This window comes from Paenibacillus sp. 276b (assembly GCF_900107875.1).
GTDB classification, from domain to species: domain Bacteria; phylum Bacillota; class Bacilli; order Paenibacillales; family Paenibacillaceae; genus Paenibacillus; species Paenibacillus marchantiae.
Genome location: NZ_FNRR01000001.1, coordinates 2,018,136 through 2,043,320, shown reverse-complemented (window position 1 = coordinate 2,043,320; position 25,185 = coordinate 2,018,136). Strand labels below are relative to the sequence as shown.

Sequence of the window (25,185 nt, the reverse complement as noted above, 5' to 3'; positions counted from 1 at the left end):
AAACAACGATTATTGATTGATTTTTTCCAGCGATGTGTACCAGTTGTTCACCTCTTCAGTGATCTTATCGCCACCTAGCTTGTGCCATCTAGCGACGACGAGATCGAAGCTTGACAACGGCTCCTGCCCGTATACGATTTTGAGCATCGCGTCATGCAGTAACTCGTCAAGGGCGTCACCGATCTTTTCCATCGTAGGCGTAGGTGCACCGGTGAAGGCATCTGTCTTGTAGACGGAGGGATTGCTTTCAACGATTTGCCAGCCCTTCAGCTCTTGAGGTGTACGGAGCAGCTTGTTTTTAATGTCATATGAGGTCTGATCGGATACACCGCTGTTGATGCGAGCAATCGATTCACTGAGCAGGTTAGGGACAGAGGGGAGAGACAGGCTTAAGAGATACTTCTGGGGGTCTGCAAAACCGCCCGGAACCTGGCTTTCCAGAAATGTCACCTTGCCATCCTCATAGCCGTAGTCGTAGCCTTCAGCGATACCCCAGCGATACGGTGAGCCAGCAGGAGGATCAATGAAGTTGTCATAAACAAAGTTCATATAGTTGAAAAAAATCTCGGGATTCGCCATATCTGCGTTGATAGCAATTGCCCCATACTCTGGTGGTGTGCCACGCGTACCAGATAAGCCGCTCGGCCCGACGGGGATCGGGTATGCCTCGAACCGGGCGTCCGGTACTTTCGCAGTTACGTTCCCTAGCGGCCATCCGGCCGCCCACAGCGGCGCCACAATCATGCCTGTCTTGCCAAGCTTCCATGATTCCGTCGCTTGGACCTCATCGAGAATCTCAGCATCCTTTGGTATGTAGCCTCGCTCCATCCAGCGTTTTAACGTCGTTAGACCTTGCCGAACACTTGGTTGGACCGTACCGTAAGACAGCATCCCGTCCGGGTCTGTGCTCCAGATATCCGGCATCTCCCCATAAGCCCCAAATACAAATCCCGCATCCGACATCCAGGTGAAAAACGAATTTTTCAAGCTGATGCTAAGTCCATAGGTGTCGTCTTTACCATTGCCGTCCGGATCTAGATGAACGAACGCATCCATGACGGACTCCATCTCTTCGAGGGTGGTGGGCGCCTTCAGACCAAGCTTATCAAGCCAATCCTGACGAATGTACAATACCTCGTTCGAATTCATCTTGCCGTCGAGGATTGGTATCGCCATTTTTTTGCCGTTGATCATGTACCGCTCCCACGACTCGGGTGCCTGCTCCATGGCTGCCTTCCACTTGGGTGAGGCATACTGCTCGAACAACTCTCCTACGTCGCGGAAGGCACCGGAGCGCAGCAGCGGATACATATTTTGTCCACCCTTGAATGTGACGATGTCGGGAAGGGACTGACCGGTCGCGATCAAGGTGTTCAGTTTATTGATGTAGACATCCTCATCACCAGTCGTCGTCCAGAGGTAATTGACCTTGATGCCAAGCTTGTCCTCAAACAGTCGGCTCAGTACGTTGTTTTGCAGATCCTCACCGTTTTTGAACTCGATGTCCGGGTACAGATGCCCAACGGTCGTCAAGTCGACGGGAGACTCATATTTTCCACCGATGAACGAAGGGGCAGGCCTGACAGAAGTGTTTTCTTTCTTCAGTAGTTGGGAGGGTGCCGTTGGATCTTCCCAAAAGATAAACGAGAAAATCATAACGACTAGAAACAAGATGATCGCGAGGCCAAACAGACCTGTCTGCCTCAACCATTTCCAGATTAACATATCTCTGTTACCTCCTGTTCACGGACCACTTTCCAGCGCAACGTCACCTGAAGTCCACCCAGTTCTCCATTAGCCAGCTCCATATCGGCCTCTGAGCCGAGCATCGCTCTCATCCGCTCATATACATTGTGAAGCGCCCACGCAGTATTGGCGTCCGCGCCGTAGTAGATTGCATTACGAAGCGTGTCGAGTCGACCGGGCTCGACACCACAGCCGTTATCCGCCACAATCAGCTCACAATATTCACCGTTGGAATAGCCACGAATTCGGATGTCACCAACCATGCGCAGCGCCTCAATGCCGTGCAGAATGGCATTTTCCGCGAGCGGTTGTAGAAGCAGTCGCGGCACCTGTATATCGAGGAGCTGCTCTTCGACATCAATGGTGAAAACGAAGCGGTCCATCTGAAGGCTCTGGATCGTCAGGTATAACCGGACGAGCTCAAGCTCATCCCGCACCGTTGTATACGTGTTCTCGAACTTGATCGTTTGCCGGAAATAACGGCTTAAGCTTATAGACATGTCAATGACGGCCTGCTTCTCATCAAGCTCGGTCATACTCTTGATAAATGCAAGCGAGTTGTACAGGAAGTGCGGCTGGATCTGGGATTGGAGCTGCCGAAGCTTTGCTTCTTTGGAGCGTATCTGTTCCATGTAAACCCTCTCAATTAATTCTTTGATTTCTTTGGACATTTCGTTGAAGCGCTCAAACAAATACATGAATTCGTCATTGCTCTCTTGGTGGAGCTTGATGGAATATTGACCGGATGTGATTTTCCTCACGCCCCAGAGCAGTTTACGTATCGGAATCTGCACGTCCCGGTATAACAGCAGGGCGAGCAGGATACTGAACAGAAGTAGGAAAACGCTAGAGAAGTAGTAGAGACGCTGGTTGGCATAGATCGGATTGAGCACCTCACTGATCGGGGTATAGTCGGCGATGTACCAATCTTTAAAGTTACTCAGAGCAGTGAAATTAACGAGGTATTGCTCACCGTTCAGTTTAATAAGTCGGTTACCACTCAGTTCTTTACCAACTTCAAGTCGGCTTGTCAATTCACGGATGAAAGGAAGCTTCCCTGTGTCGCTTGCAAGCACATCCCCGGCCGTAGACAACAAGATTGTGCTGTTGTCGTTCGTTCCCTTGGCGCGGTCCAAGTAGGCGAGTACATTTTTGGTGTCGATCTTGGCCCTGACGACATAAGACACTTCCTCCGGATCAAAGCGGAAGGTGTACGGATGCGCCAAATAATACGTCAAATACGTGCCATCGCCCGTCTGCTCATACTGCCAGAACGGACGGAAGTGCGTCTCCAGGTACAGTTCGCTTAACTTTGACGAAGAGGACGTGGAGGAGAAAGATGAACTATCCTCATCGTAAATCACCATAAATTCGGCGTTCCAGTTGTTCAGGGCATGCAACAGGTTCAACTTGTCCGATACCCGCAGTTTCAACTTGTTCAGCTCAAAATCTCCTTCCAGAAAGGAAGGAGTCGCAAGCAATCGCACATCTTTGTCGAGTACGAGAAAATCGCTAAAGGACGATACTTTGGACAGATTGTTGTCGATGTCTCCGGCCAGGAAAGTAAGCTCATTCAATTTCACTCTTTGAATTTCCTGCTTGATGAGCCGCACGCTGGAGCGATTGGTCAGGTAGTACAGAAGCAGGGTAGAGACGAGCAATAGAAAGATGACAAGTACAATTTTTGTGAAAATGGTTAGTTTCATTATAATGTCCCCGTTCGGTCAGGAGGATTGATGACGGAAGTCTTGCGGTGTCAGTCCACAATGCTCTTTGAACAACTTGATGAAGTACTGCGGCTTATGGTAGCCGATTGCCGTCGCAACGTCGCTAACCTTGAGTTCTGGTTGCTCGATAAGGATTTCCCGCGCGCGCTGCATGCGCACTTTGTACAAATATTCGCTAATATTTTCGCTTGCCTTGCTTTTGAACAGAGCGGACAGATACGCGGGATGCAGGCCGACGTGATCCGCTGCCGTCTGCAGCGTGGCGTCCGCGAGATGCGCTGTGATGAACTGCTGGACCTTACGGATGAGCGCTACTTGCTCATTGTTCCATTCGCTTTTGGTCATCTCCCGCAATCGCTCGAGCGTGAGTACTATCCAATCCTGAAGCTGGTACATATGGCGGAAACGGTTGGCTTCAGAGGCCTTTTCCAGCTCTGGAGGGATGATCTCAAGCAGGCTGAGTCCGTTTTTGTGGGCAAAAAAGCTGAAGGCGCCCATCGCGTGATAATAGAGCTCAAGGAGCGTTTCCCGTGAATCCATTCGTTTGTTTGTCACCTCAAGGAAAATGGCGTCCCACTTGGCAGAGATCGCCTCCCACTGGTAAATTTCGAACAACTGGATCAACGTGGGTGACTCGTAAAGACTATGGACTCGGTAGGGCTTTTCCGGCACTAAGGCGTCCTGCAGGCGGATTAAGAGGTCCGTCTCACCGCCAAGATGACGGGTGAGTATAGCCAGTGCGTCCTGGTAAGTTTCACGCAGGCCGTGAGCCATGACCTGCCAATGGCTCACGACGATTGAAATGCTGCTTTTGAGAAAGTGTCTGACGTGCTGCTGCAGCCTGGCCGCCAAATGTTCGAGGGATCGCTGCCGATTAAGCTCCGGCTCCTTCTCCCGCGCTAGCCATGACTCTTCCCGTACCTTGAGAACGAAGACTTCATGCTCGTACGCTTCACGCCCGTGCCAGACATGAAACAATTCCGAGAAGGTTTCCTCAGCGATATTTGCGACGGCCGAGGAGAGCAGGGACTGGTCCTTCCAGTTCAACTCCTCAGCAGACGATTCAATGCGTAGGAGGCATATTGCAGTTTCGTCGCTCGGACAGAACGGCAGCCGATAATAAGCCATTTTTTCTTCGAGAAGCTTGGGAGCAAGCTTCCTACCTTGAAGCAGATCCATAAGCAGCTTTTCTCGAAACAATGGCATATGTTCGCTGAGCATGCTCATTGCCTTCACCTGTTTTCCCCGTTCGTCCCATTCCAGATGAAGCGCTTCCGTAAGTTGGCGCAGCATGTCGGCCAGCTCTCTTTGGTCGACTGGCTTGAGCAGATAACCATCCACCTGTTGTCTGATCGCCTCCTGTGCGTAGTCCCATTCGCCGTAGCCGGATAGCAGGATGCTTTTGAAGTGTTTGTCGTATTTTTTTATATGCTCGATCAGCTCCAGGCCGGAGATCCCGGGCATTCGAATATCGGTGATGATAATATCGACGGGATAGCTCTTGCAATGTTCGAGTGCCTCTTCGCCAGAGAAAGCCTTGTGAACCTTGCCAATGCCGAGCGCTTCCCACGGCATGGTGCGTTCGAGACTGTCCACGAGATGAGCATGATCATCAACAATTAGTAGCTCATACATGCGTAAATCCCCCAGTCAGTTTTCGCTTGTTACGGTTGACATATCTTCAACCTTTTTATTATCTGAGCAGAACTGTTCCTTTGTCAATTGCAGGCCCAAGACGCCAGAATCGTTGCCTTGAATTCGCTCATCTCGACGACTAATCCCTGCCTCAGCCTTGACGCCTCGGCAGCGAATGCCATCAGATGGCTGTCAAGCGAGGCCTGAGCGGAGGCGACTGCTACGAATTCGGCCTCGTCCGAATGGGCGAGTACATAGGGAGCATAGCTAGGCAGCCCTCGGGCGTTTGCGCCAATCAGAGCCAGCTTTATTTTTTCATGGAGATATACATACCTCCTATTGGATTTTGCGATACCAAGGCAAACGTGAGAGGGGCGCATCAACTTGAAGTTCGGTAGGCCCGTTGATGATATTTCCATCCTCGTCCTGCCACTGACCTTCAGGAAAAACCACGTTTCTGGATGTCAGTCCCTTGACGACAACTGGCGCAACGAGCAGATTCTGTCCGAGGAGAAACTGGTCATTTACGAGCTCATAGCCGCAGTCGGGATATTCGAACTCCAAGCTGCGCAGTATCGGTAAACCGTCTGCAGTGGCTTGGCGAGCAAGCGCCAGAAGTTCGGGACCAAGCTCGGATCTTAGCTGTACAGCGTCAAGGCACCAGGTTAGCTCCTCACCTTTCAGCACGCGCCAGGGTGCCATGGAAAACTGCATCACTGGGAACAGTGCGGCACACTGGGTGTACCTTACGAACAACTCGCTGTCAAAGTGAAATTCCGGGGAGTTGATATCGCCGTCCATACCGCCGCCGATCATATCGGGGCAGTTAAATGCGTAACCAAGCAGTCCCTGAGCAATCGCGTTGGGTATGAGTCCGCTGAGCCCAGTGGCGTCCCAGGTATGTGTCTTGTCCCGCTGGCGCTGGATGAGTCCCTGGCCACCGAGTTTCCAACACATCCGCAACTCAACCAGCGAGTAGCCAACTCCGAGATTAGCATATGCTTCGCAGTCTTCAAGCTGACGCAGGGGACGAGTCCATGCAACTGGCTGGGTCGTGTCCGCTCCGCCCGGCAAGAACGGCTCGCCGGCGTCAAGCTTAAAACCATCAACACCGTAATCAGTGATCAGACGATCCATCTGCCGCTTGAACCAGGCCGCACCTTCCTCCTTCGTATAATCCACAACTGCGCTGTACCCATTCCACCAATGTCGGATGATTGGCGCGTTGTCCACGCCTATTAGAAGCAGATCACCCGCCCGCAATTCCTTAAACATGGTGCAGTCCGCACTTACGTATGGGCACATCCAGAGCATCACCTTGAAACCCATGCCATGAAGCGTATCGATCATCTCCCGGGGATTCGGGAACCTGTGCTTGTCAAAGTCCCACATGCCATAATCCATCATCCAATTGTCGTCGATAATGAGGACGCCGGGCGGTAGCCCGTTCGCTAGAATTGATTCTGCATAACGGATAATTCTGTCCTGCGTGGGGTTATAGAACATCTCGACCCAGGTACAGTACTGCGGGGCCGTGAAGACGAGAGCGTCGGGCATTTGCTTGGAAGGAGGGAAGTGTGTGCCAGCAGCATGACGGTATGCTCCCTGCAGGGAGCTATGTTCCTCTTCCACGACGACTTCACCTGCGTTATCAAAGACCGAGAGTCCATTCCCGTCCACATGGAAAGCAAACGGTTCCTCGCTCCAAATATATCTGCCTTTATTGGAGAGCAGCAAAGGCGAGGCCTGATTGTCATCCGTCACACGCAAATCCCTCGTATATGTTGTCTGGCCAAACGGCATGGAGCTGCCATCGTTGATCACACCGCCCCACCAGTACTCACCGGGCAACCGGGTGATTGAGATATTATTCATGGGAGAATTCTCCTTTGGAATTGCGGACAAAATCTTGTGGATGATTTGCCCCAATCGTTTGAATTTAGGTACGCGTTTTATTATGCAGAGATCATCCGCAGTTGGGAAGGGGATCTTAAAAATGTGGTTTGAATCTTAAAATCTGGGCATTTAAACCGGATTTTTCCTGATTTATGATGAGAACGTCAAGAGCTCACGACGATCGACTGACGGAAAAAACGCGCATTTTTTCCGTCCTCCAGCTTTTGGAGCATGATTGCTGGACATAAGAGTACAACTTCATTTTCAAGAAAAGTCGAGGGGAGTTTGATGATGAATATAAGAAAAAAAATGGTAGCAGGGATCGCCAGCTTACTTCTTGTCTCGTTGATGGCGGGCTGTAATAGTTCTAACGACGGGGGCGGGGCTACCGACGGTGGTGCCCAGAAGAACGTTACGATCTCTTATACGATCTGGGACAAAAACCAGCAGCCGGCAATGGAGGCGATCGCCGATGCGTTCACTGAGCAGCACCCGAATATCAAGGTGAAAGTTGATGCTATTCCTTGGGGCGAATATTGGACGAAGATGTCCGCCGCAGCGCCAGCGGGAATGCTGCCTGATGTATTCTGGATGCATGGCGGTCAGTTTATGAAGTACGCAGAAGGCCAGTTCCTCGAGCCGATCACGGACAAAGTGCAGGCCAATGAAATCGATCTGAACAACTACGCGTCCAACCTCGTCTCCATCTATACGATGGACGGTCAAAACTACGGTATTCCAAAGGACTTCGATACCATTGGTCTGGCCTACAACAAGGAGCTGTTCGATCAGGCGAACATTCCTTATCCAGACGATACATGGGATTATGCCAAGCTTGCTGAAGTCGCCAAACAGCTAAGTCAGCCAGACAAGGGCATTTACGGTTTTGGCGCAAAGCTGGACACCCAAGCGGGCTATTGGAACGACATGTTAGCGAACGGTGGTTTTATTTTAAATGACGACATGACCAAATCCGGCTACGACGAATTGGCTTCGATTGAGGCACTAAAGGCCCGTTACCAGATGATTCTTGACAAGGCTTCGCCGACGCACCAGCAGATGACCGACACGGATTCGGTCGAAATGTTCAAGTCCGGCAAGCTCGCGATGATTTTCGACGGGTCCTGGGACAACGGCAATCTGGCGAGTAGTGAAATTATCAAAGGAAAGTACGATTGGGCACCCCTGCCGAAGGGGAAGGTCAAGCGTGGCAATATCATTAATGGCATTGGCAACGTCATGTCCACTAAGGGTAAGCACAAGGATGAAGCATGGCAGTTCCTGAAATTCCTCGGCTCCAAGGAGGCCGCTGAGATCACGGCAGAGATGGGTGCCGCGATTCCGGCGTTCAATAACACGCAAGACGCATGGGTGAAGAACAATCCCGATTTGAACCTGCAGGTATTTATTGATCAGGCGGCGGACGCGACTCCGTACCCGAGCGGTTCAAAATCGTACCCAGTCTGGTTCTCGAAAGAAGCAGAAATTATGTCACAGGCATGGGGCGGCGCCATTTCAATCGAAGAAGGCGCCAAGAAAGTGGCGGAAATGATGAATCAGGCGATTGAGGGCGCAAAGTAAGCGCCCTACGTCAGGCAAAATTGTCGATGGTATTCCGGTTAACGGAATACCTATGGCACAAATGAGGTGAAGGCAATGCATTCGAAAAGCAGATATATATGGGCTTATATGATGATCGCTCCGACATTGATCGGAACGCTCATTTTCTGGAGCTGGCCAGCAGTCTATTCCATCTATCTGAGCTTCCTGAAGTCCGAAAACTTCGGCCTTGTCAACCACTGGGTCGGTTGGGCCAACTACGAGAGATTATTTATGGATGAAGAGTTCTGGCAAAATCTACGTAATACGATACTTTATGTTGTGTTATTTGTACCTACGACGATTATACTTTCGACGTTCTTCGCCGTACTGCTGAACGCTAAGATCAAGGGCCAGGCTGTCTACCGGGTCATTTATTTTCTACCGCAGGTTACGATGGCAGCCGCGGCTGCTATGGTGTGGGTCATTATTTTCGCTCAGGATTACGGACTACTAAACTCTGTACTCGGCACACACATCGCGTGGATCTCTGACAAGCGGTTCGCCATGTATGCTCTTGTCATGGTCGGTGTTTGGGGAGCGATTGGCTTTAACATGTTGCTGATCCTAGCTGGGCTTCAAGGCATTCCACGTACTCTGTATGAGGCGGCTGAGATTGATGGCGCTGTCGGCTTTCGCAAGTTTCGTTCCATCACGCTTCCGCTATTAACACCAACACTATTTTTTACGTCGATCGTGCTTGTGATCGGTGCCACACAAATTTTTGACAGTATCTATCTGATTATCGGTAAAACGAACGTTGCGCTACCGGCCGTGCGTTCTCTTGTATACGCTTATTACCAAAATTCATTTATCTATTACGATCAGAACTATGGAGCAGCGATTGTCAACATTTTGCTGGTGATCAACCTGGTTTTGACGGGTATCCAATTCATGTTGCAAAAAAAATGGGTGATTTACGATTGAGGAGGTACAAAAGTGAGCAGAGTTGTCTCTTCGAAGCATAGAAGCAACCTTATTATTCATTTGGTTCTGATCGCTGGCGCAGCCGTCATGGTGCTTCCATTTCTCTGGATGATTCTTACGTCGCTCAAGACGACGACGGAGGCGACCCAGATTCCGATTACGATATTACCTGCCGAGCCGAGCTTGCGAGGCTATATAGACGCCCTTAGGCAATCGGCCTTCTTGCATTATTATGCGAATACGCTGATGGCTGCGTTCATGAAGACATTATTCCCTGTCGTCTTCAGCGCGATGGCGGCCTTTGCATTTGCACGCATTCGCTTTCCGGGCAGAGGTCTGTGTTTTTTTCTGATCATTTCGGTCATGATGATTCCCAACCCGGTGTTCTATACCCCGCAATATTTGATGATGAGCAAACTAGGATTGGTGAATACGACGACCGCACTTTGGATCACTTCGCTCGTCAGCCCATTTGCTACCTTTTTGCTGCGCCAGTTTTTCCTCGGCATCTCCAAAGAATTGGAGGAGGCGGCAGTGCTCGACGGATGCAATCCGTTCCAAATCTTTCGCTACATCATGCTGCCCCTTGTCAAGTCAGCACTGGTTGCAGTGGTCATCATCCAACTACTCTGGTCATGGAATGAACTACAGTGGCCACTTATCATCAACAGCTCACCGGAAAAATTAACGCTGTCGGCAGGCCTTGCCACACTTGTCTCCATGTTCGGTACGGATTATCCTGTATTGATGGCTGGTGCGTTCATGGCCGTTATTCCGATGCTCATACTGTTTTTTATTTTCCAACGGCGGTTTATTGAGGGTGTCGCCTTCAGTGCCAGTAAGGGATGATTTTTTGAATTACGCCGATGTAATCTGGAAAATGGATTGAGCGTACCACCACGTTTACTAAGCTTTTTGCATCAAGTAGAGACGAGGTGTGTTCTCGTTCATGCTTGGAGTTCCGAGCTGGAGAGGGGGTGAGTGAGACTGGCGAGCAAGTTCGTTGCCATATTTAATAGTTAATCTCATGCGAACAGGAGTGAAAGATGCAATGTCGAATGCAAGAATCGCAAGGCTAGGATTGATGATGGTCGTCTTTTGTCTACTTGGCTCGATAATGTTTATGAACTTCAAGCCCAACCATGCCTATGCGTCAGGGGAGTGGCAAGCCCAAACCTATGACCCGAACAAAGCAGGGCTGGAGCTAAATCCACTGAAGGGATTTTTACCCTTCTCCAAGCTTCCCTCGGAAAGTGTTGATCCGAACAACAGTTTTCCGCACAGCATGGAATGGTTCTACGTTTCACTTCGTGACCTGATGACGGATTGGAACACATACAACTGGGCACCGCTGGATGCCTATCTAAATGATATCGCTAGTCGGGGCAACCAGGCGGCTTTTCGTGTCTACGTTGACTACCCGGGGCGTACAAGCGGTATTCCGCAGTTTCTAATTAATGGCGGGCTTATGACCCGAGATTATGATCAGAACGGCAATCATGATACATCCACTCACAGTCTGGCCCCCGACTGGAACGACGCAAATCTGAATCAGGCTTTGCGACAGTTCGTCACCGCACTTGGGGCCCGCTATGATGGCGATCCTCGGATTGGCTTCCTGACAACAGGATTATACGGATTTTGGGGAGAGTGGCATACATGGCCCTACAATACAGACCCAACGAATTGGGAGATGAACCAGAGTAACCGTGACGGACTGCTTTCGGCATTCAAGAGCGCATTCCAGAAGACCCAGGTACTGGCCAGGTATCCTTATTCGGCGAGTACAGCAGATTTGAAAAACGCTTTCGGCTACCATGATGATTCTTTTTCGTACGAAACGTTGTTCGCAAATGACTGGGGATTCTGGAGTTTGATTACGCAGAACGGCCTGCAGAACATCTGGAAGACTCATCCGATTGGTGGCGAATTATACCCACCCCTCCAGCAGGATACGAGTTTTTGGCAGCACTGGCCCAACCAAAACGGTGAAGACTTCCAGACCTCAGTCGAAACGACACACGCCTCTTGGCTAATGTACGATCGTGTGTACAAAAATTCTTTGCCTGACGAGACGGCTAAGCTTAATGCGCTGCGAGCTCATAAAATGCTTGGTTATACGCTGTACAATTCATCGGTGCAGCTGAGTGATTCATCGGCGTCCTCATTGCAAGTCAACGTCAAACTCCAGAACAAGGGCGTTGCTCCGTTTTACTACAATTGGGAGGTCGAGTTCGGCGTACTGAATTCCTCCGATACATGGGTTAAGTCGCTTGGCACGAAATCGTGGAATCTGAAAAGCATCTTGCCTGGAGACACGGACTATTCCTTCTCGTATAGTGCGAATCACAACCTTCCCGCAGGGGATTACAGGTTAGTCATGCGGATTGTCAATCCACTCACCGGCGGCAAGACCATTCGTTTTGCGAACACGCGTCAGGACGCGAACCTAAATGGCTGGCTAACACTGTCCGGTTTCCACGTTTCTGGGAGTGCTACGACTTCTACTTTACTGGCTGACCCGCCCGTGACGCCAGTCACACCTCCGAATTCAGGTGTTAGCGCCTATGAGGCAGAGGCAGCGGGAAACACGTTAGCAGGTTCAGCGGTCATTGCGAACTGCACGACTTGCTCAGGTGGGGCAAAGGTGGGTTATTTAGGCAACGGTAGCGGCACGCTGAAGTTTAATAGTGTAACAGTGCCGTCAGCAGGCAACTACAAATTGACGATCCAGTACTTGAATGGTGAAGCGAGCCGCTCCGCCATATTAAGTGTAAATGGAGCGGCTGGTACATCGCTCAGCTTCCCAAGTTCCGGCGCTTGGACAACAGTGGCTTCACAGGAGACGACAGTACATCTGCAGGCGGGGTCCAATACGTTGCTGTTCTCACAGCCCACGGGTTATGCCCCAGATATCGACCGCATCTTAGTGAGTGTGAACCCTACCGGTTCGGGAGGGTAAAGAAGGTCAGCCATCCCTTCCAGTTAGACAGTTAAGAGAATGACTCTTACTGTTGAGTGAAGTGCACCCCTTAGAATGGACATTGGAAAAACCCCTGGGTTTGGCCGATGAAATTCTAGGGGGTGCATTTTTGTATGGCTAAAAAAGAGGCGATTAATCTACATACTGTTGAGGGGTGGACATGCCGTATTGTATGGACGTCTTCAGATGTAAGCGTGTACAATATGTAAATATATATCATTCCGTTTAAAAAATTGGGGGCTGGATATGAGGAAATCGTTATTTAATCGATTGCTGTTTTCTTATATGCCGATTTTTATTGTCGTGATCACGTTTACGTTTTTTGTTTTTTTTCAGATATTAAGCGAACAAAGCCGTAAGGAGGCGCTTAACGCCAACAAAATGCTGTCATTACAGGCGATGCGTCTGATCGATACTTCCCTGAAGGCGATAGACAATATGATAATGTCGGAAACCATAAATAATAAGCAGTTGATTGATTTCTTCAATAATGAAGAGAAGAATAACATTTTCATCAACATAAGCGCAGTTAAAAAAATGCAGGATATGATATCCTATTACCCCATGATTGATTCGATCTATTTTGTGCGTTATGAAGATAATTTCGTGCTTAGTAATGCGACAAGTGATCAACTTAGCAACTACAGAGACGAGCCATTTATTAAAAAGGCTATGGATCCGCTCGCACCCAAGCAATGGTCGGGCATAAGAACCTTCGAGCAGTTTTCTACAAAAGGGAGTAAGCCTGTCGTTAGTTTGGTACGGGGAGCGCCATTTATTACAGGCAAGAAAGGCATGATCGTCGTCAATGTGGCAACTGATTCGTTGCAGAACAGTATTGCTGACCTATACGATTCAAAAACAAGCTTTATCGGAATTCGGGACGCCGCGGGAAACGATTTGTTTAGTGACTTGCATTCTAAAGAGCAATCAAAGATTTTCTCCAATTATGTATCGAGCTATACCGGATGGTCCTACCAAAGCGGACTCATAAATGGAAAGTTGTTCCATGTAATCTCTTCATTATATAATGTCTGGTTTATCATCGGTATCGTGACGATCGGGGGTGGTTTTGTATGGCTGCTCTATGTTACCAGACGCAATTCAAGACCGCTGGAACAGATTGTGGCGCGAATCCGCGGTTACCGTCTACCTTTGTCCAAGGAGTTGGGAGATGAATTTTCCTTCATCGAATCGGCCTTGTCCAATATTATTGAGCAATCGAATCAGTATCAGCAAAAGCACGATGAAGATCTGCATCTGCGAAAAAGGTACTTGTTCCACCAACTCATTGAAGGGGACATGGGTTTAACCCATGAGGAATGGATAGGAGAAACAAACAGTCTTCAGCTTCCATACTCGTTTAATAAACAAGTCGTACTTGTGATCGAAATGGATAAATACAGTGATTTTTGCTGCCAATACTCCCGCAGAGACCAAAACCTTCTTAAATTCGCGCTACGCAGTGTTATTCAGGAGCTTGCTCCAAAATATGAGCTCGCGCTTTGGTCCGAGTGGACTTCGGCATTTCAGCTAAGCGTCATGGTAATTATGAACAGCGAGGAGGAAGCAAGTACTTCCATAACACTCAAACTTTTCGAGAGCGTTCGTGTGTGGGTACAGGAAAATCTGAAGTTTACGGTAACGGTAGGTATCGGTGAGCAGGTTGAAGAGCTTTCCAGCGTCGCAAATTCTTATAAAGAGGCGCTTAGGGCGCTTAAATATAAAATAGTGTTAGGAGAAAACAGGCTCATTACTAGCGAACACATCGCAAATCACGGTCAGGTTGAGGTGTTCTCACAATTAAACGTAATTCGATCCATCATCCAGTCGTTCAGACTTCTTGAGGACGAATGGAAGACGAAGTATGACAAGCTCATGAATGAAATGAAGCTAGGATTGTTAACGAAAGATGAAATTACAAATCTGATGAACTATTTTATTTACTATTTGGGATTGGAAATCTCCGGGATGACAAAAGAGGTCCAAGAAATATGGATGCGAGATGGGTTACCAAGGCTCAGTAAAATCATAGATGAGTGCCATTCACTCGAGCAAATGCGGGAAGAATCTTTGAGCGTGTTGAACAGCTTTTTCACAGATTTGAAGGAAGCGCAAAACAGGCGTCTGCATGCAGCTACCATTCGAGATATGCGGAAAATGATCGAAGAGGAGTATGCCAATCCGAACATGTCGCTTGAATATCTCAGTTCAATCTTTAACATTAATGGGAAATATGTAAGCAAGCTGTTCAGGGAAGAGACCGGACAGAAATTCGTCGACTTCTTGATTGACATCCGCCTGCAGGCCGCAAAGCGCTTGCTCACGGAAACACAAGGTTCCATGCAGGAGGTAGCTGAGAAGGTAGGTTATACAAGCGCGATCTCATTCAGCCGTGTGTTTAAGAAAGTGGTAGGCTACTCCCCAAGCGAATTCCGCGAAGAAGCAGCACGCAGACAGATCGGTTGAATTTGGTTAACTGGTTGAAAATGGTTTGCTACGCCTGCTTACCCAGCAGTTTCATAATGTATTTCATGCAGCAGCTCCGGCTAAACACCGGAGCTGCTGCGCATTTTCAGGCCATGCGAAGACGGTTAAGTTAACGATTATTGTTTCTTGCTGCACCTCGTTATCCTACTTTACTATGTAGAATGTAAGCGCAAACAATCAGATCGAACGAAAGGAGAAGGAGCATATGTCAAGCATGCAAAAGAGAATCAGGAAACCCGAAACTTCAATGCAAGGCCAGCCACATGAACCGGCATTGCCTGACAGCAAATCATCATTACGCTTCATTGGGAAAAAAATGAAGCGTCACTGGCAGTTATACTTGGTCGTATTTCTGCCGTTGCTGTATTTGGTCATTTTCAAGTATATACCTATGTCTGGCGTTGTCATTGCTTTCAAAGAGTACAACGTCATCCAAGGTATTTGGGGTAGCCCATGGGTCGGACTGAAATATTTCGAACAATTTTTTGAATCACCAAACTTTTGGCTGTATTTGAAGAACACGCTTGGCATTAATATGTACGGTTTGCTTGTTGGTTTTCCTGCTCCGATTCTATTGGCACTTGCATTAAATGAAATTCGTAACGGTTTTTTCAAAAGCAGTGTACAAATGATCACCTACGCGCCTTACTTTATTTCAACCGTTATCATGGTTTCTATTCTCATCGTAACTTTGTCGCCAAGTGTTGGGATTATTAGCAAGTTCACACAACTACTCGGCATTGAAAATACAAATTTCATGGGAATTCCGAGCTTGTTCAAATCGATTTATGTCTGGTCGGATGTATGGCAATTTTCAGGTTATGGTGCGATTATCTACATTGCAGCTTTGGCAGGAGTCAATCCTGAACTATATGAATCGGCAAAAGTGGATGGTGCGTCCCGGATGCAGAAAATTATTAATATTGACTTACCGAGCCTTATCCCTGTATCCGTCATTCTGCTCATATTGAATTTAGGGAATTTCATGAAAGTTGGCTTCGAAAAAGTATATTTGATGCAAAATCCCCTAAACATCAGCACTTCTGAAGTCATTTCTACCTATGTGTATAAGGTGGGACTGCTCAGCTCCAGCTTCAGCTTTTCGACTGCAATCGGTTTCTTCAACTCGATCATCAATCTGATTCTTCTTGTGAGCGTTAACTACATTGCCAAGAAATTATCCAATTCGAGTTTATGGTAACAGCAAATCAGCAGAAAGGAGGAACAAATATGTTCAAAGCGTCAAGGATTCGGGAATCGTATGGTGATCGTTTGTTTCTACTCGGTGTCTATGCTTTTTTGAGCGTAGTGACGATTGTCGTCCTTTTTCCGCTCATCTTTATCATTTCATCATCGTTTAGCTCACCGCAAGCCGTCGTATCCGGCAAGGTGTGGCTGTTACCCGTCGACTTTACGCTGGAAGGCTATAAAGCGGTGTTTCGAAATCCACAAATCGTTTTCGGTTACTTGAACTCGCTCTATTATACAGTCATAGGTACAGCAGTCAACGTTGCTTTGACTGTTATGCTTGCTTATCCGCTCGCCAGAAAAACGTTCTACGGCCGTAATTTCATCATGGTCCTTCTAGTCATCACGATGATGTTCGAAGGAGGGCTTATCCCCTTATATCTCGTAGTAAAAAACCTTCATATCCTCGATACACGTTGGGCGATGATTTTGCCAGGAGCCATGGCGGTGTTTCAAGTGATTGTCGCTCGGACCTTTTTTCAGACCACGATTCCCGAGGAAATTGCGGAAGCTGCCGAACTCGATGGCTGTAGTGACATCCGGTTCATTACCAGTATGGTAATTCCGCTCTCCAAACCCATTTTGGCTGTGCTGACGTTGATGTATGCTGTGGGCCACTGGAATGCTTACTTCGATGCATTGATTTTCCTGAAATCTCCAGATTTGTTCCCGTTACAGATCGTGTTGCGTAACATTCTTATTCTAAACTCGATCGATCCGACTATGGTGACCAATGTTGATCAGATGTTGGCGCAGCAAGGATTGAAGGACTTGCTTAAATATTCACTTATCGTTGTCGCAAGTGCACCTGTCCTGATCATTTATCCGTTCGTGCAGAAGCACTTTGTTAAAGGTGTCATGATCGGTTCATTAAAAGGATAGTGACGGGGAGGTAGCTCAACCAGCATTTAAGGGGGTGAGGGGTTGAAGACCAGATAGAATGCTTCCGTAATTGAAATTAATGTTCGATAAATGGGAGGGGTCATAACTATGAAAACATGGAAAAAGTCATTCTCTTGCGTCCTCGGAGCTGCACTCTGTTTATCACTCGTCTTGAGCGCCTGTAGCGGGGATTCGAGCACAACTACGAATACACCTTCTGCGAGTGCACCAGAAGCAAGCGACGTGTTTACGCCCGTTGGAGAATATCCGATTGTCAATACGCCCATGACGATCAAAATGTTTGCTCCGCAGTACGCCGTCATAGAGAATATGGAAACCAATACATTCACGAAATACCTCCAGGACAAGACGAATATTCAAATAAAATGGGATCTTGTACCTGAAAAAGCACTAAACGACCGTAAACAATTGATGCTGGCAAGCGGTGATTATCCTGAAGTAATTTTGCATGGGAGCTTAACCAAAGAAGAGCAGATGAAGTACGGCAAAGAGGGTGTGTTTATTCCACTGAACGACTTGATTGATAAATATGCGCCTAACTTCAAAAAAGCAATGGCTGAACTGCCGTACCTGGAAAGCTCTATCACTTCACCGGACGGCAACATATATGCACTTCCGCAAGTGAACGAGTGCTATCACTGCAACTATGCACAGAAGCTATGGATCAATCAGTCCTGGCTGGATAAGCTTGGGTTGAAGATGCCGTCAACAACGGACGAGTTTTATGAAGTGCTAAAAGCTTTTAAAGAAAATGATCCGAACGGTAATGGTATAAAAGACGAAATTCCGCTTACCGGCGCTGACGACATGTGGGCAGGGAACGTCGCTTCCTTCTTGATGAATTCGTTTATCATCGACGATCAGGTGGACAAAGACAACGGGACTTTTCTCCAGGTAAAGGACGGCAAAGTGGATTTCGTCGCCAATAAGGAAGAATGGAAGCAGGGATTATTGTACCTGAACAAGCTCTATACGGAAGGCCTGATCGATCCAGCATCATTCACACAGAACTCCGATGCCATCCAGCAGTTGGGCAACCGTCAAGACGCGAATGTGATTGGCAGCATTACAACCGCTCTAATCAGTTACGCCCACAGCCCAGATGACAAACACCCGCGTCATAAAGAGTATGTCACCGTGCCTCCCCTTAAAGGACCGAACGGTGTGCAGCAAGCAGGATACTTTGCGGGAGTAAGTGTGTCGCAAATGGCCATTACGAACAAAGCGACTTATGAACAGAAAATTGCCGCAATCCGTTTGGCCGACTATTTATATACAGAAGAAGCCATTGTGAATCAAGAGCATGGTCCAGAAGGTGAAGGATGGCGCAAAGCGGAGGATGGCGAGCTGGGTATGGACGGCAAACCGGCAACTTATGCAATTATTTCTGATGGTGAAACCAAAATTACGTATAATGATCGCTGGGATCAGCTTGGACCGTCCCTCCGCACATACCAGTATCGTGACTCATGGGCAGCTCTGCAGGATCCGCTTGCTGAAGGCGCTTACGAGGTTCGTCTGAAGCGTGAATCAGCCAAATATGAGCCGTTCCAATCGAAGGAGAATTATCCATCCAGCGTATTCATAGCATTGGAAGACACTCAGGTTGCGGCTCAACTAAAAACATCAATCCGAGATTACGTCAAGTCAAACATGGCTCAGTTCATTACGGGCAGCAAGGACATCGAGAAAGAATGGGATTCTTATGTAAAAGGTCTGGATGGTCTGCAGCTTGGTCAGTATATAGAAATTTACCAGAAGGCAATTGATACGAAATAATTCGAAATTTCCCCTAAATAATTCTACCTTCAAGTCTGACCTGGAGGAGGACCTGGAGGATTTCAGATTAGACTCGGAGGTGCAGTTTAAAGTGAACTGTGGTTTGCAAAACATGTTCTATAAGTATATGTGGTCGTCCAATTGGTGGAATCAGGGACGTGAAGACACGCAGGTGAAACACTTGGAACTTCGCTGCTGTAAAAATGACAGCGCCGCCTTCCAGGCATTGGTCAGCTCAGATCAAGAGGATATGCTCGTTACGATTAACCGGGATGCATTGTTATGGAAGGGCGGGCCGATCAAAATCGTGCGCTGTGAGGTGGAAACGGATGCTCCCTGCAAGATCGATCTTCAGCTAATCGGGTTAATTGAGGACGATAATCGCGTTATGACTTCAGATGTTCTGCTGGATGAACCCTATCAATGGCTTAGGAAGCGTCAGATCCAACCTTTGTGGGTGGAGCTTCATGCCGATGATTCCGTTGTAAGCGGTCAATATGAAGGCAAGCTGAAATTCTACACGCATACGATGTTCGAGGATGAGGTTTTGGAGAAAGAACTGACGTTTCGTTTAACGATCAGTGAACAAGTGCTGCCAGAGCCTCAAAATTATACTTTCGTTTTGGACTTGTGGCAGCATAACTGTAATATTGCAAGAAAATATGATGTTTCCTATTGGACCGATGAACATTTTACGCTTCTTGATTCGTATCTTCACAGCTTATCTCAGCTCGGACAAAAGGCGTTGACGCTTGTTGTTTCAGAGGAGCCATGGAGCGGACAACGATCATTTATCGATGCTGAGCCATCCGACTTGAATGAATACAGTATCGTTCAAATCGTGAGACGGAGCGACGGTCGATTTGACTATGATTTTACGCACTTGGATCGGTATGTTGAGATAGGAGAGAAGCACGGAATATGCAAAGAAATAGAAGTATTCGGCTTGATCAATATTTGGAAGCATGAGGATGAAGGGTTTGGGGGAGTTGTGGATGATTACCCCGATGCCATTCGCGTCCGCTATTATGATGAAGAAACCGGGAGCTATAAGTTTATCCGAAATAAATCAGATCTTAGCGCTTATGTAGTGGCATTAGAGCAGCATTTTATCTCGAAAAAGTGGATTGACCGCGTTCGTGTTGTTGCGGATGAACCGGCTGATATCTGCTTATTTGAGGAAAGTTTAGCATGCTTACGCGAGATGGCGCCATCATTCCTCTATAAAGCAGCAATCAATCATACCGAATTTATTCGTAAACATATTAAAGGAATCGTTGATTATGTGCCTGTGCTTGACTGTGCTGCAGAAGAGTATGAACAGCTAGAGCAGCTAAGAAAAGAAGTGAAGGGGACATTTACATTTTACGTTTGCTGCTCGCCAGAGAAACCCAACACGTTCCTCAGTTCGCCGTCAATTGAGTCTCGGGTGATCCCTTGGCTCGCAGAAAAGCTGAAATTGGATGGCTTTCTACGGTGGAATTATACCGTGTGGCCCGACAAACCTCTGGAGAGGCTTTCCTATCGTCCTATGATTTGGAAGGCTGGGGATACCAATTTCGTTTACCCGGGAAAAAGGGGCAAACCGCTGCTTTCACTACGTTATAAGTGGCTGCAGCGAGGCATCCGCGATTATGAATATATGCAGATAGCAAAGCAGAATGGACAGGAAGAGCAGGTTGAAAAGATTCTCCAGCGAGTATTTCGATTCGATCATCCGAGAGAGCTTGCACCCTCCTCTGGCAAAACGGCCATGCAATTATACAGTTTTAATATCGAGGACTACGATCGATTATATGAGATTGAGAACGGACAAACAGAATGAACAGCTGTATTAAACAATGGGATGAGAAAGGTGTGATCATATGAATCTTGTTCAAAAATTAACGCCATCAGCCAAACAACTTGCTTTTCAAAAATGGGAATTTGGATTGTTTCTTCATTTCGGACTTCGCACCTTTTATGAAGGATATGTCGATTTCGATGAAAGGCAGATGGATCCGGCTGCTTTCAATCCTGTTGACTTAGACTGTGAGCAGTGGATCCGGTCGGCCAAAGAAGCCGGAATGAACTATGCTGTGTTAACTGCGAAGCACCATGACGGCTTTTCCAATTGGCCTTCCGACTACAGTCGATTTAGTGTGGCGGCTTCTCAGTGGAAGGGTGGGCAAGGGGATGTCATACGCGAATTTGTTGATGCTTGCCGAAAATATGATATGAAACCAGGCTTGTACTATTCACCGTATGATGGTTCAGCTGACTTTTACACCCAAGATGCGAAGGCCTACGACGATTATTTCGTCAATCAAATCACAGAGTTGCTCACGCAATATGGCGACATCGATATTCTGTGGTTTGACGGTTGTGGCTCTGAGGCACATTCATATGATTGGAAACGTATTATTGATGAAATTCGCCGCTTGCAGCCTCATATTTTAATTTTTAATATGGGTGACCCCGACTTTCGGTGGGTTGGGAACGAGGATGGTATTGCACCTATTCCATGCTGGAATGAAGTGGATTCAACGGAGTTTTCAATTTTGACAGAAAAGAAAGAGCAATTGGTTGAACACCTATGGCTGCCAGCGGAATGTGACGTCCAAATTAGGGGAGATTGGTTTTATAGCGATAGCAATGAACTTACCCTGAAAAGTACGGAAGAACTTATGGGCATTTATTATCATTCCGTTGGCCGTGGTGCAAACCTGCTCCTGAATATTGGACCGGATCGCAACGGTCTGCTTCCACAGAAAGACGTAGAGAGACTGTTGGAATTCGGATCGGAAATTCGCCGTTTCGAACGTCCATTTGCAACAATCGAGCAATGCAGAAGAATTGAAAAATCGTGGGTTTACGAGACAGAGGTGCCCCAGTTGCTCGACCACGTTATCATCCAAGAGGATCTTACAGCTGGTGAAAATATACGAAGCTTCAAGATTGACATCATTACTCAGAAGTCAAGACGACCTGTGACCATTTATGAAGGGCAACATATAGGTCATAAGGCAATTATTCGTATCCCTGCGATCAAAATTCGGGGTGTTATTGTTGAAATCATCGAAAGTGACCAAGAGGCAGTACTTCAGGAACTAAGCTTCCATCATGTTGGTGGCGGAACTCCAGATCCATTAAGCTAAATTAATATGAAAAAAAATAAGAAACAGTAACCAGAACGTGGTCGCTGTTTCTTATTTTTCATCCAAAGGAATTCAAATCTAAATAATTTGCCGCATCAAGACTTGTGATGTTCGTTATCTTTAGCATTGAGTGAAGCAATCAGTTTCTCGCCTTCGACATCAAGGTTCGGCAGAATGCGGTCCAGCCATTTCGGAAGCGCCCACGCTTTATTCCCGAAAATAGCCATGATGGCCGGGACCAATCCCATTCGAATAATGAAGGCATCGATCAAGATTCCTACAGCTAACGTAAATCCAATTTGTTTGATCATGACATCATCCGTGAAAATAAACCCTGCAAAAACAGAAACCATAATTACAGCGGCTCCAACTACGACACGACTCACTTGTTTGTACCCGTGAACGACGGATTCAGTCCCCCGATGACCATGAACATACGATTCCCGCATGGAGCTGACAAGGAAAACCTGATAATCCATTGCGAGTCCATAAAGGATACCCGTAACAATGATCGGCATAAAGCTTAGCAGCGGACCACCTGTATCGAAGCCGAAGAGAGAGTGGAGCCAGCCCCACTGAAACACAGCTGTCGTGATTCCGAACGTAGCAAGAATACTAAGAAGAAAGCCGATGGTTGCTTTGATTGGCACGATGATTGAACGAAATACCAAGAGTAGAATGATAAGGGACAACAGAATAATAATTCCTACATATATAGGGAATACCTCTGCCAGCTTGGTCGACATATCGATATTTACGGCAGTGAATCCGGTAACTCCAAGCTTAACGTCATACGTCTGTGCAATACTCGACTCAGAAGAACGTAAATCATTTACCAGGTTTTTGGTGGTTTTATCATTAGGGCCAGTTTCAGGAATCAGACTAAAAATAGCCATATCCTCAGTCATGCCTAAAGGTGAAACCTGCGCAACATTCTTTTGACTTTGAAGCTCTTTCACAAGATTACCTACGAGTTCTGGAGAGACCTGCGTTGAAGAATCCTTGGGCTCAGCGACCAGAATAAGTGGTCCGTTAAAGCCTTCTCCAAAGCCTTCAGAAATTGCTTCATAACTTTGTCTTGCAGTCGTGTCCAGATTCGCTGAAGCAGCTCCAGGAATGCCCATCTCCATTTTTGTAATCGGAATTGCTGCGACACCAAGAAGTACGATGATGGCAACAATTGTGGCCCAACGATACTTGATAACGAATTTAACCCATCTGTCAGCTACGCCACGACCAGCCGCTTTGTTAGACTTGGCGCTTTTCTCACGAGCTTTAGGCGAACAGATACGCTCACCCACCAACCCGAGCAGCGCCGGTAAAAGGGTTAAGGCAACGAATACGTTGATGAGCACGGTTGCAGCAGCTACCAACGCCATTGTCGATAAGAACGTAAGACCGATTACTAGCATACCGCATAGAGCTACGATAACCGTCAAACCTGCAAAAAATACAGCACTGCCCGATGTACCAATTGCTCTGGCAGCAGCTTCTTGTGCACTCAAACGTTGATCGATAATCATCCGGCGTTGACGATTTACAATGAATAGAGCGTAATCGATTCCGACTGCTAGTCCAACCATAAGAGCCAAAACCGAAGTGACACTAGGCATTTCAATGAATTTGGAAATGGAGAATGCTCCGCCCACTCCGATGCCGACACCTAGAAGTGCAGTTACAAGAGGCAGTCCTGCCGCTACAACGGACCCAAGTGTGGCCAGCAAAACAACCGCGGCAATAACAAGTCCAACGATTTCGGCGGATCCTACACCGATGGATACGGTTTTTAGTGTTTCGCCTGGTAGGACCGTAATATTGGTTCCTTTCTCAACAGTCATGACGGAATCTATTACGGAGTCAAAAACATCCTGCGTGATAGCAGACTGCTCAATGGTAAACTGAAATTGGAACAAAGCGATTCTGCCGTCGGGAGAGAGAAGAACACCCGGCACAGGAACACCATCCACCATCAGAGGACCATAGGAGGGAGCAGCCACTGTTGCAGACTGCTCTGTATTGGAAGCCTGAGCCATCTCAGCAGTTGATCCGCTGGCTTCAGCAGCATAATCTGCAGGGTTAATCACATCTTTTATCCCGTAAACATCATTAACACCCTTTGTGATTGCTGCCAATCGTTCTGGCGTATCTAGACGCTCGTTTGGAGGTGCTTCAAACACAACACTCCCTTGACCGCCTGAGGCCGCAGGTAATTCTTTGGCTAACTGGTCCAGAACTTTTTGAGATTCTGTGCCTTCAATCTTCATTTCGGAACTGATATGCACACCATTCACACTGATCATCGAGACGACAATTCCTAAAATTAAAATCCATCCGAGTATAAAGTACCCCGGTTTGCGAAAAGCGGTTTTCCCCACTCTATATAATAATGTAGACATATCTTTGTTTTACACTCCCTCTATGGTGAATATGGATTGCTACTGTATTAGAATCCTTTGCGCAAGTGACCAAACATGTTTTCTAAAAACTCATCGAACGATACAGCCCCAGTTCTTTGGTGGTCACTTATGTTTTGTCCTGGTAACAGCACATTAAGTCTTCCGTCAATTAATGGAAGAATGGTTCCGTAGGCCGCGTTAATAAGTAGATAAGTATATACCTCGTCATCATTCCCGTTTGATAAGTCTAATAATGTCTCTTGAGCAGTCGTCTGCATTTGGTGTACTACTCCAAGGAAATGCGGTTCGAGAACAGGATATTTTTGGGAAAGTAACAGAAGTTCACGCAATCTTCCTATAAGGTCTGCTGTAAGCTGCATCTGGATTAGTTGATACAAAATGTCAAGCAAAGAGGCATTTGGTGGAATTTTGGTGATCAAATTCTCAAACTCAGTTGTGTTATTAACTGAAGTAGCTCCAATGGCTACTGCTTCTTCCTTGCATGTGAAATAGTTTGCGAAAGTTCTTCTGGAATAACCGGCTTTTTGCACGATATCTTCGACAACAAAACCGTCCAACCCATGTTCAAGTGCTAGTTCAAATGCTGTAGTCGCTAGCGCTTTTTCAGTAGCTTCTTTTTTTAAATGTCGCAGGGTTTGCTTGGCCATCAGATGCGTACACCTCCACATGCATGCTTCTGGAGAAAATAACTCTCTCGA

Annotated in this window: 16 protein-coding genes; 10 read left to right on the top strand and 6 right to left on the bottom strand. The window is 47.3% G+C overall.

Annotation, left to right across the window (positions count from 1 at the left end):
- Positions 1-9: 9 nt before the first annotated feature.
- The 4 genes from BLV50_RS08555 to BLV50_RS08540 all read right to left on the bottom strand — a co-directional run bounded on the left by BLV50_RS08555 (position 10) and on the right by BLV50_RS08540 (position 6,983).
- Positions 10-1,725, bottom strand: coding sequence for an extracellular solute-binding protein (locus tag BLV50_RS08555; protein WP_090806997.1), 1,716 nt, complete (start codon positions 1,723-1,725; stop codon positions 10-12).
- Positions 1,719-3,452, bottom strand: a complete 1,734-nt coding sequence (locus tag BLV50_RS08550; protein WP_063562744.1) for a sensor histidine kinase — start codon at positions 3,450-3,452, stop codon at positions 1,719-1,721. Before BLV50_RS08550 ends, BLV50_RS08555 begins: the two co-directional genes overlap by 7 nt.
- 18 nt (positions 3,453-3,470) lie before the next feature.
- On the bottom strand, positions 3,471-5,108 hold the full coding sequence (locus BLV50_RS08545) for a response regulator (protein WP_090806995.1): 1,638 nt from the start codon (positions 5,106-5,108) through the stop codon (positions 3,471-3,473).
- 336 nt (positions 5,109-5,444) lie between these two features.
- Positions 5,445-6,983 carry a glycoside hydrolase family 31 protein gene (locus tag BLV50_RS08540; RefSeq protein ID WP_090806993.1) on the bottom strand — a complete coding sequence of 513 codons (1,539 nt, stop codon included), beginning with the start codon at positions 6,981-6,983 and terminating at the stop codon, positions 5,445-5,447.
- Positions 6,984-7,295: 312 nt separating this feature from the next.
- Between BLV50_RS08540 and BLV50_RS08535 the strand changes: the two genes are divergently transcribed.
- The 10 genes from BLV50_RS08535 to BLV50_RS08490 all read left to right on the top strand — a co-directional run bounded on the left by BLV50_RS08535 (position 7,296) and on the right by BLV50_RS08490 (position 22,070).
- The gene (locus tag BLV50_RS08535; protein WP_090806991.1) at positions 7,296-8,585 is read left to right on the top strand and encodes an ABC transporter substrate-binding protein; all 1,290 of its coding nucleotides are present in this window, start codon (positions 7,296-7,298) and stop codon (positions 8,583-8,585) included.
- Between the two features lie 75 nt (positions 8,586-8,660).
- Positions 8,661-9,530, top strand: a complete 870-nt coding sequence (locus BLV50_RS08530; RefSeq protein WP_090806989.1) for a carbohydrate ABC transporter permease — start codon at positions 8,661-8,663, stop codon at positions 9,528-9,530.
- A 12-nt stretch (positions 9,531-9,542) separates the two neighbouring features.
- Complete coding sequence (locus BLV50_RS08525; protein ID WP_072733229.1) at positions 9,543-10,379, top strand: carbohydrate ABC transporter permease; 837 nt, start codon at positions 9,543-9,545, stop codon at positions 10,377-10,379.
- 202 nt (positions 10,380-10,581) lie between these two features.
- A complete protein-coding gene (locus BLV50_RS08520; RefSeq protein ID WP_177031143.1) occupies positions 10,582-12,492 on the top strand; it encodes a DUF4832 domain-containing protein in 1,911 nt (636 codons plus the stop codon).
- A 267-nt stretch (positions 12,493-12,759) separates the two neighbouring features.
- A complete protein-coding gene (locus tag BLV50_RS08515) occupies positions 12,760-14,982 on the top strand; it encodes a helix-turn-helix domain-containing protein (protein WP_090806985.1) in 2,223 nt (740 codons plus the stop codon).
- A 235-nt stretch (positions 14,983-15,217) separates the two neighbouring features.
- Positions 15,218-16,204, top strand: coding sequence for an ABC transporter permease (locus BLV50_RS08510; RefSeq protein ID WP_371129236.1), 987 nt, complete (start codon positions 15,218-15,220; stop codon positions 16,202-16,204).
- Positions 16,205-16,233: 29 nt separating this feature from the next.
- Complete coding sequence (locus tag BLV50_RS08505) at positions 16,234-17,133, top strand: carbohydrate ABC transporter permease (RefSeq protein WP_063562736.1); 900 nt, start codon at positions 16,234-16,236, stop codon at positions 17,131-17,133.
- Positions 17,134-17,241: 108 nt separating this feature from the next.
- Complete coding sequence (locus BLV50_RS08500; protein WP_177031142.1) at positions 17,242-18,933, top strand: ABC transporter substrate-binding protein; 1,692 nt, start codon at positions 17,242-17,244, stop codon at positions 18,931-18,933.
- 112 nt (positions 18,934-19,045) lie between these two features.
- Entirely contained in the window at positions 19,046-20,758 is a 1,713-nt protein-coding gene (locus BLV50_RS08495) for a DUF4091 domain-containing protein (protein WP_256337897.1), read from the top strand.
- Positions 20,759-20,798: 40 nt separating this feature from the next.
- A complete protein-coding gene (locus BLV50_RS08490; RefSeq protein ID WP_090806981.1) occupies positions 20,799-22,070 on the top strand; it encodes an alpha-L-fucosidase in 1,272 nt (423 codons plus the stop codon).
- A 95-nt stretch (positions 22,071-22,165) separates the two neighbouring features.
- Here the strand turns inward: BLV50_RS08490 and BLV50_RS08485 are convergent, their stop codons facing one another.
- Entirely contained in the window at positions 22,166-24,466 is a 2,301-nt protein-coding gene (locus BLV50_RS08485) for an MMPL family transporter (RefSeq protein WP_090806979.1), read from the bottom strand.
- Positions 24,467-24,513: 47 nt separating this feature from the next.
- Positions 24,514-25,134 carry a TetR/AcrR family transcriptional regulator gene (locus BLV50_RS08480; protein ID WP_063562732.1) on the bottom strand — a complete coding sequence of 207 codons (621 nt, stop codon included), beginning with the start codon at positions 25,132-25,134 and terminating at the stop codon, positions 24,514-24,516.
- Positions 25,135-25,185 lie beyond the last annotated feature (51 nt).

Coding starts and splice junctions, on each gene's coding strand:
- BLV50_RS08555 (WP_090806997.1), bottom strand. CDS start 1,725: ATGTTAATCTGGAAATGGTTGAGGCAGACAGGTCTGTTTGGCCTCGCG.
- BLV50_RS08550 (WP_063562744.1), bottom strand. CDS start 3,452: ATGAAACTAACCATTTTCACAAAAATTGTACTTGTCATCTTTCTATTG.
- BLV50_RS08545 (WP_090806995.1), bottom strand. CDS start 5,108: ATGTATGAGCTACTAATTGTTGATGATCATGCTCATCTCGTGGACAGT.
- BLV50_RS08540 (WP_090806993.1), bottom strand. CDS start 6,983: ATGAATAATATCTCAATCACCCGGTTGCCCGGTGAGTACTGGTGGGGC.
- BLV50_RS08535 (WP_090806991.1), top strand. CDS start 7,296: ATGAATATAAGAAAAAAAATGGTAGCAGGGATCGCCAGCTTACTTCTT.
- BLV50_RS08530 (WP_090806989.1), top strand. CDS start 8,661: ATGCATTCGAAAAGCAGATATATATGGGCTTATATGATGATCGCTCCG.
- BLV50_RS08520 (WP_177031143.1), top strand. CDS start 10,582: ATGTCGAATGCAAGAATCGCAAGGCTAGGATTGATGATGGTCGTCTTT.
- BLV50_RS08515 (WP_090806985.1), top strand. CDS start 12,760: ATGAGGAAATCGTTATTTAATCGATTGCTGTTTTCTTATATGCCGATT.
- BLV50_RS08510 (WP_371129236.1), top strand. CDS start 15,218: ATGCAAAAGAGAATCAGGAAACCCGAAACTTCAATGCAAGGCCAGCCA.
- BLV50_RS08505 (WP_063562736.1), top strand. CDS start 16,234: ATGTTCAAAGCGTCAAGGATTCGGGAATCGTATGGTGATCGTTTGTTT.
- BLV50_RS08500 (WP_177031142.1), top strand. CDS start 17,242: ATGAAAACATGGAAAAAGTCATTCTCTTGCGTCCTCGGAGCTGCACTC.
- BLV50_RS08495 (WP_256337897.1), top strand. CDS start 19,046: ATGTTCTATAAGTATATGTGGTCGTCCAATTGGTGGAATCAGGGACGT.
- BLV50_RS08490 (WP_090806981.1), top strand. CDS start 20,799: ATGAATCTTGTTCAAAAATTAACGCCATCAGCCAAACAACTTGCTTTT.
- BLV50_RS08485 (WP_090806979.1), bottom strand. CDS start 24,466: ATGTCTACATTATTATATAGAGTGGGGAAAACCGCTTTTCGCAAACCG.
- BLV50_RS08480 (WP_063562732.1), bottom strand. CDS start 25,134: ATGGCCAAGCAAACCCTGCGACATTTAAAAAAAGAAGCTACTGAAAAA.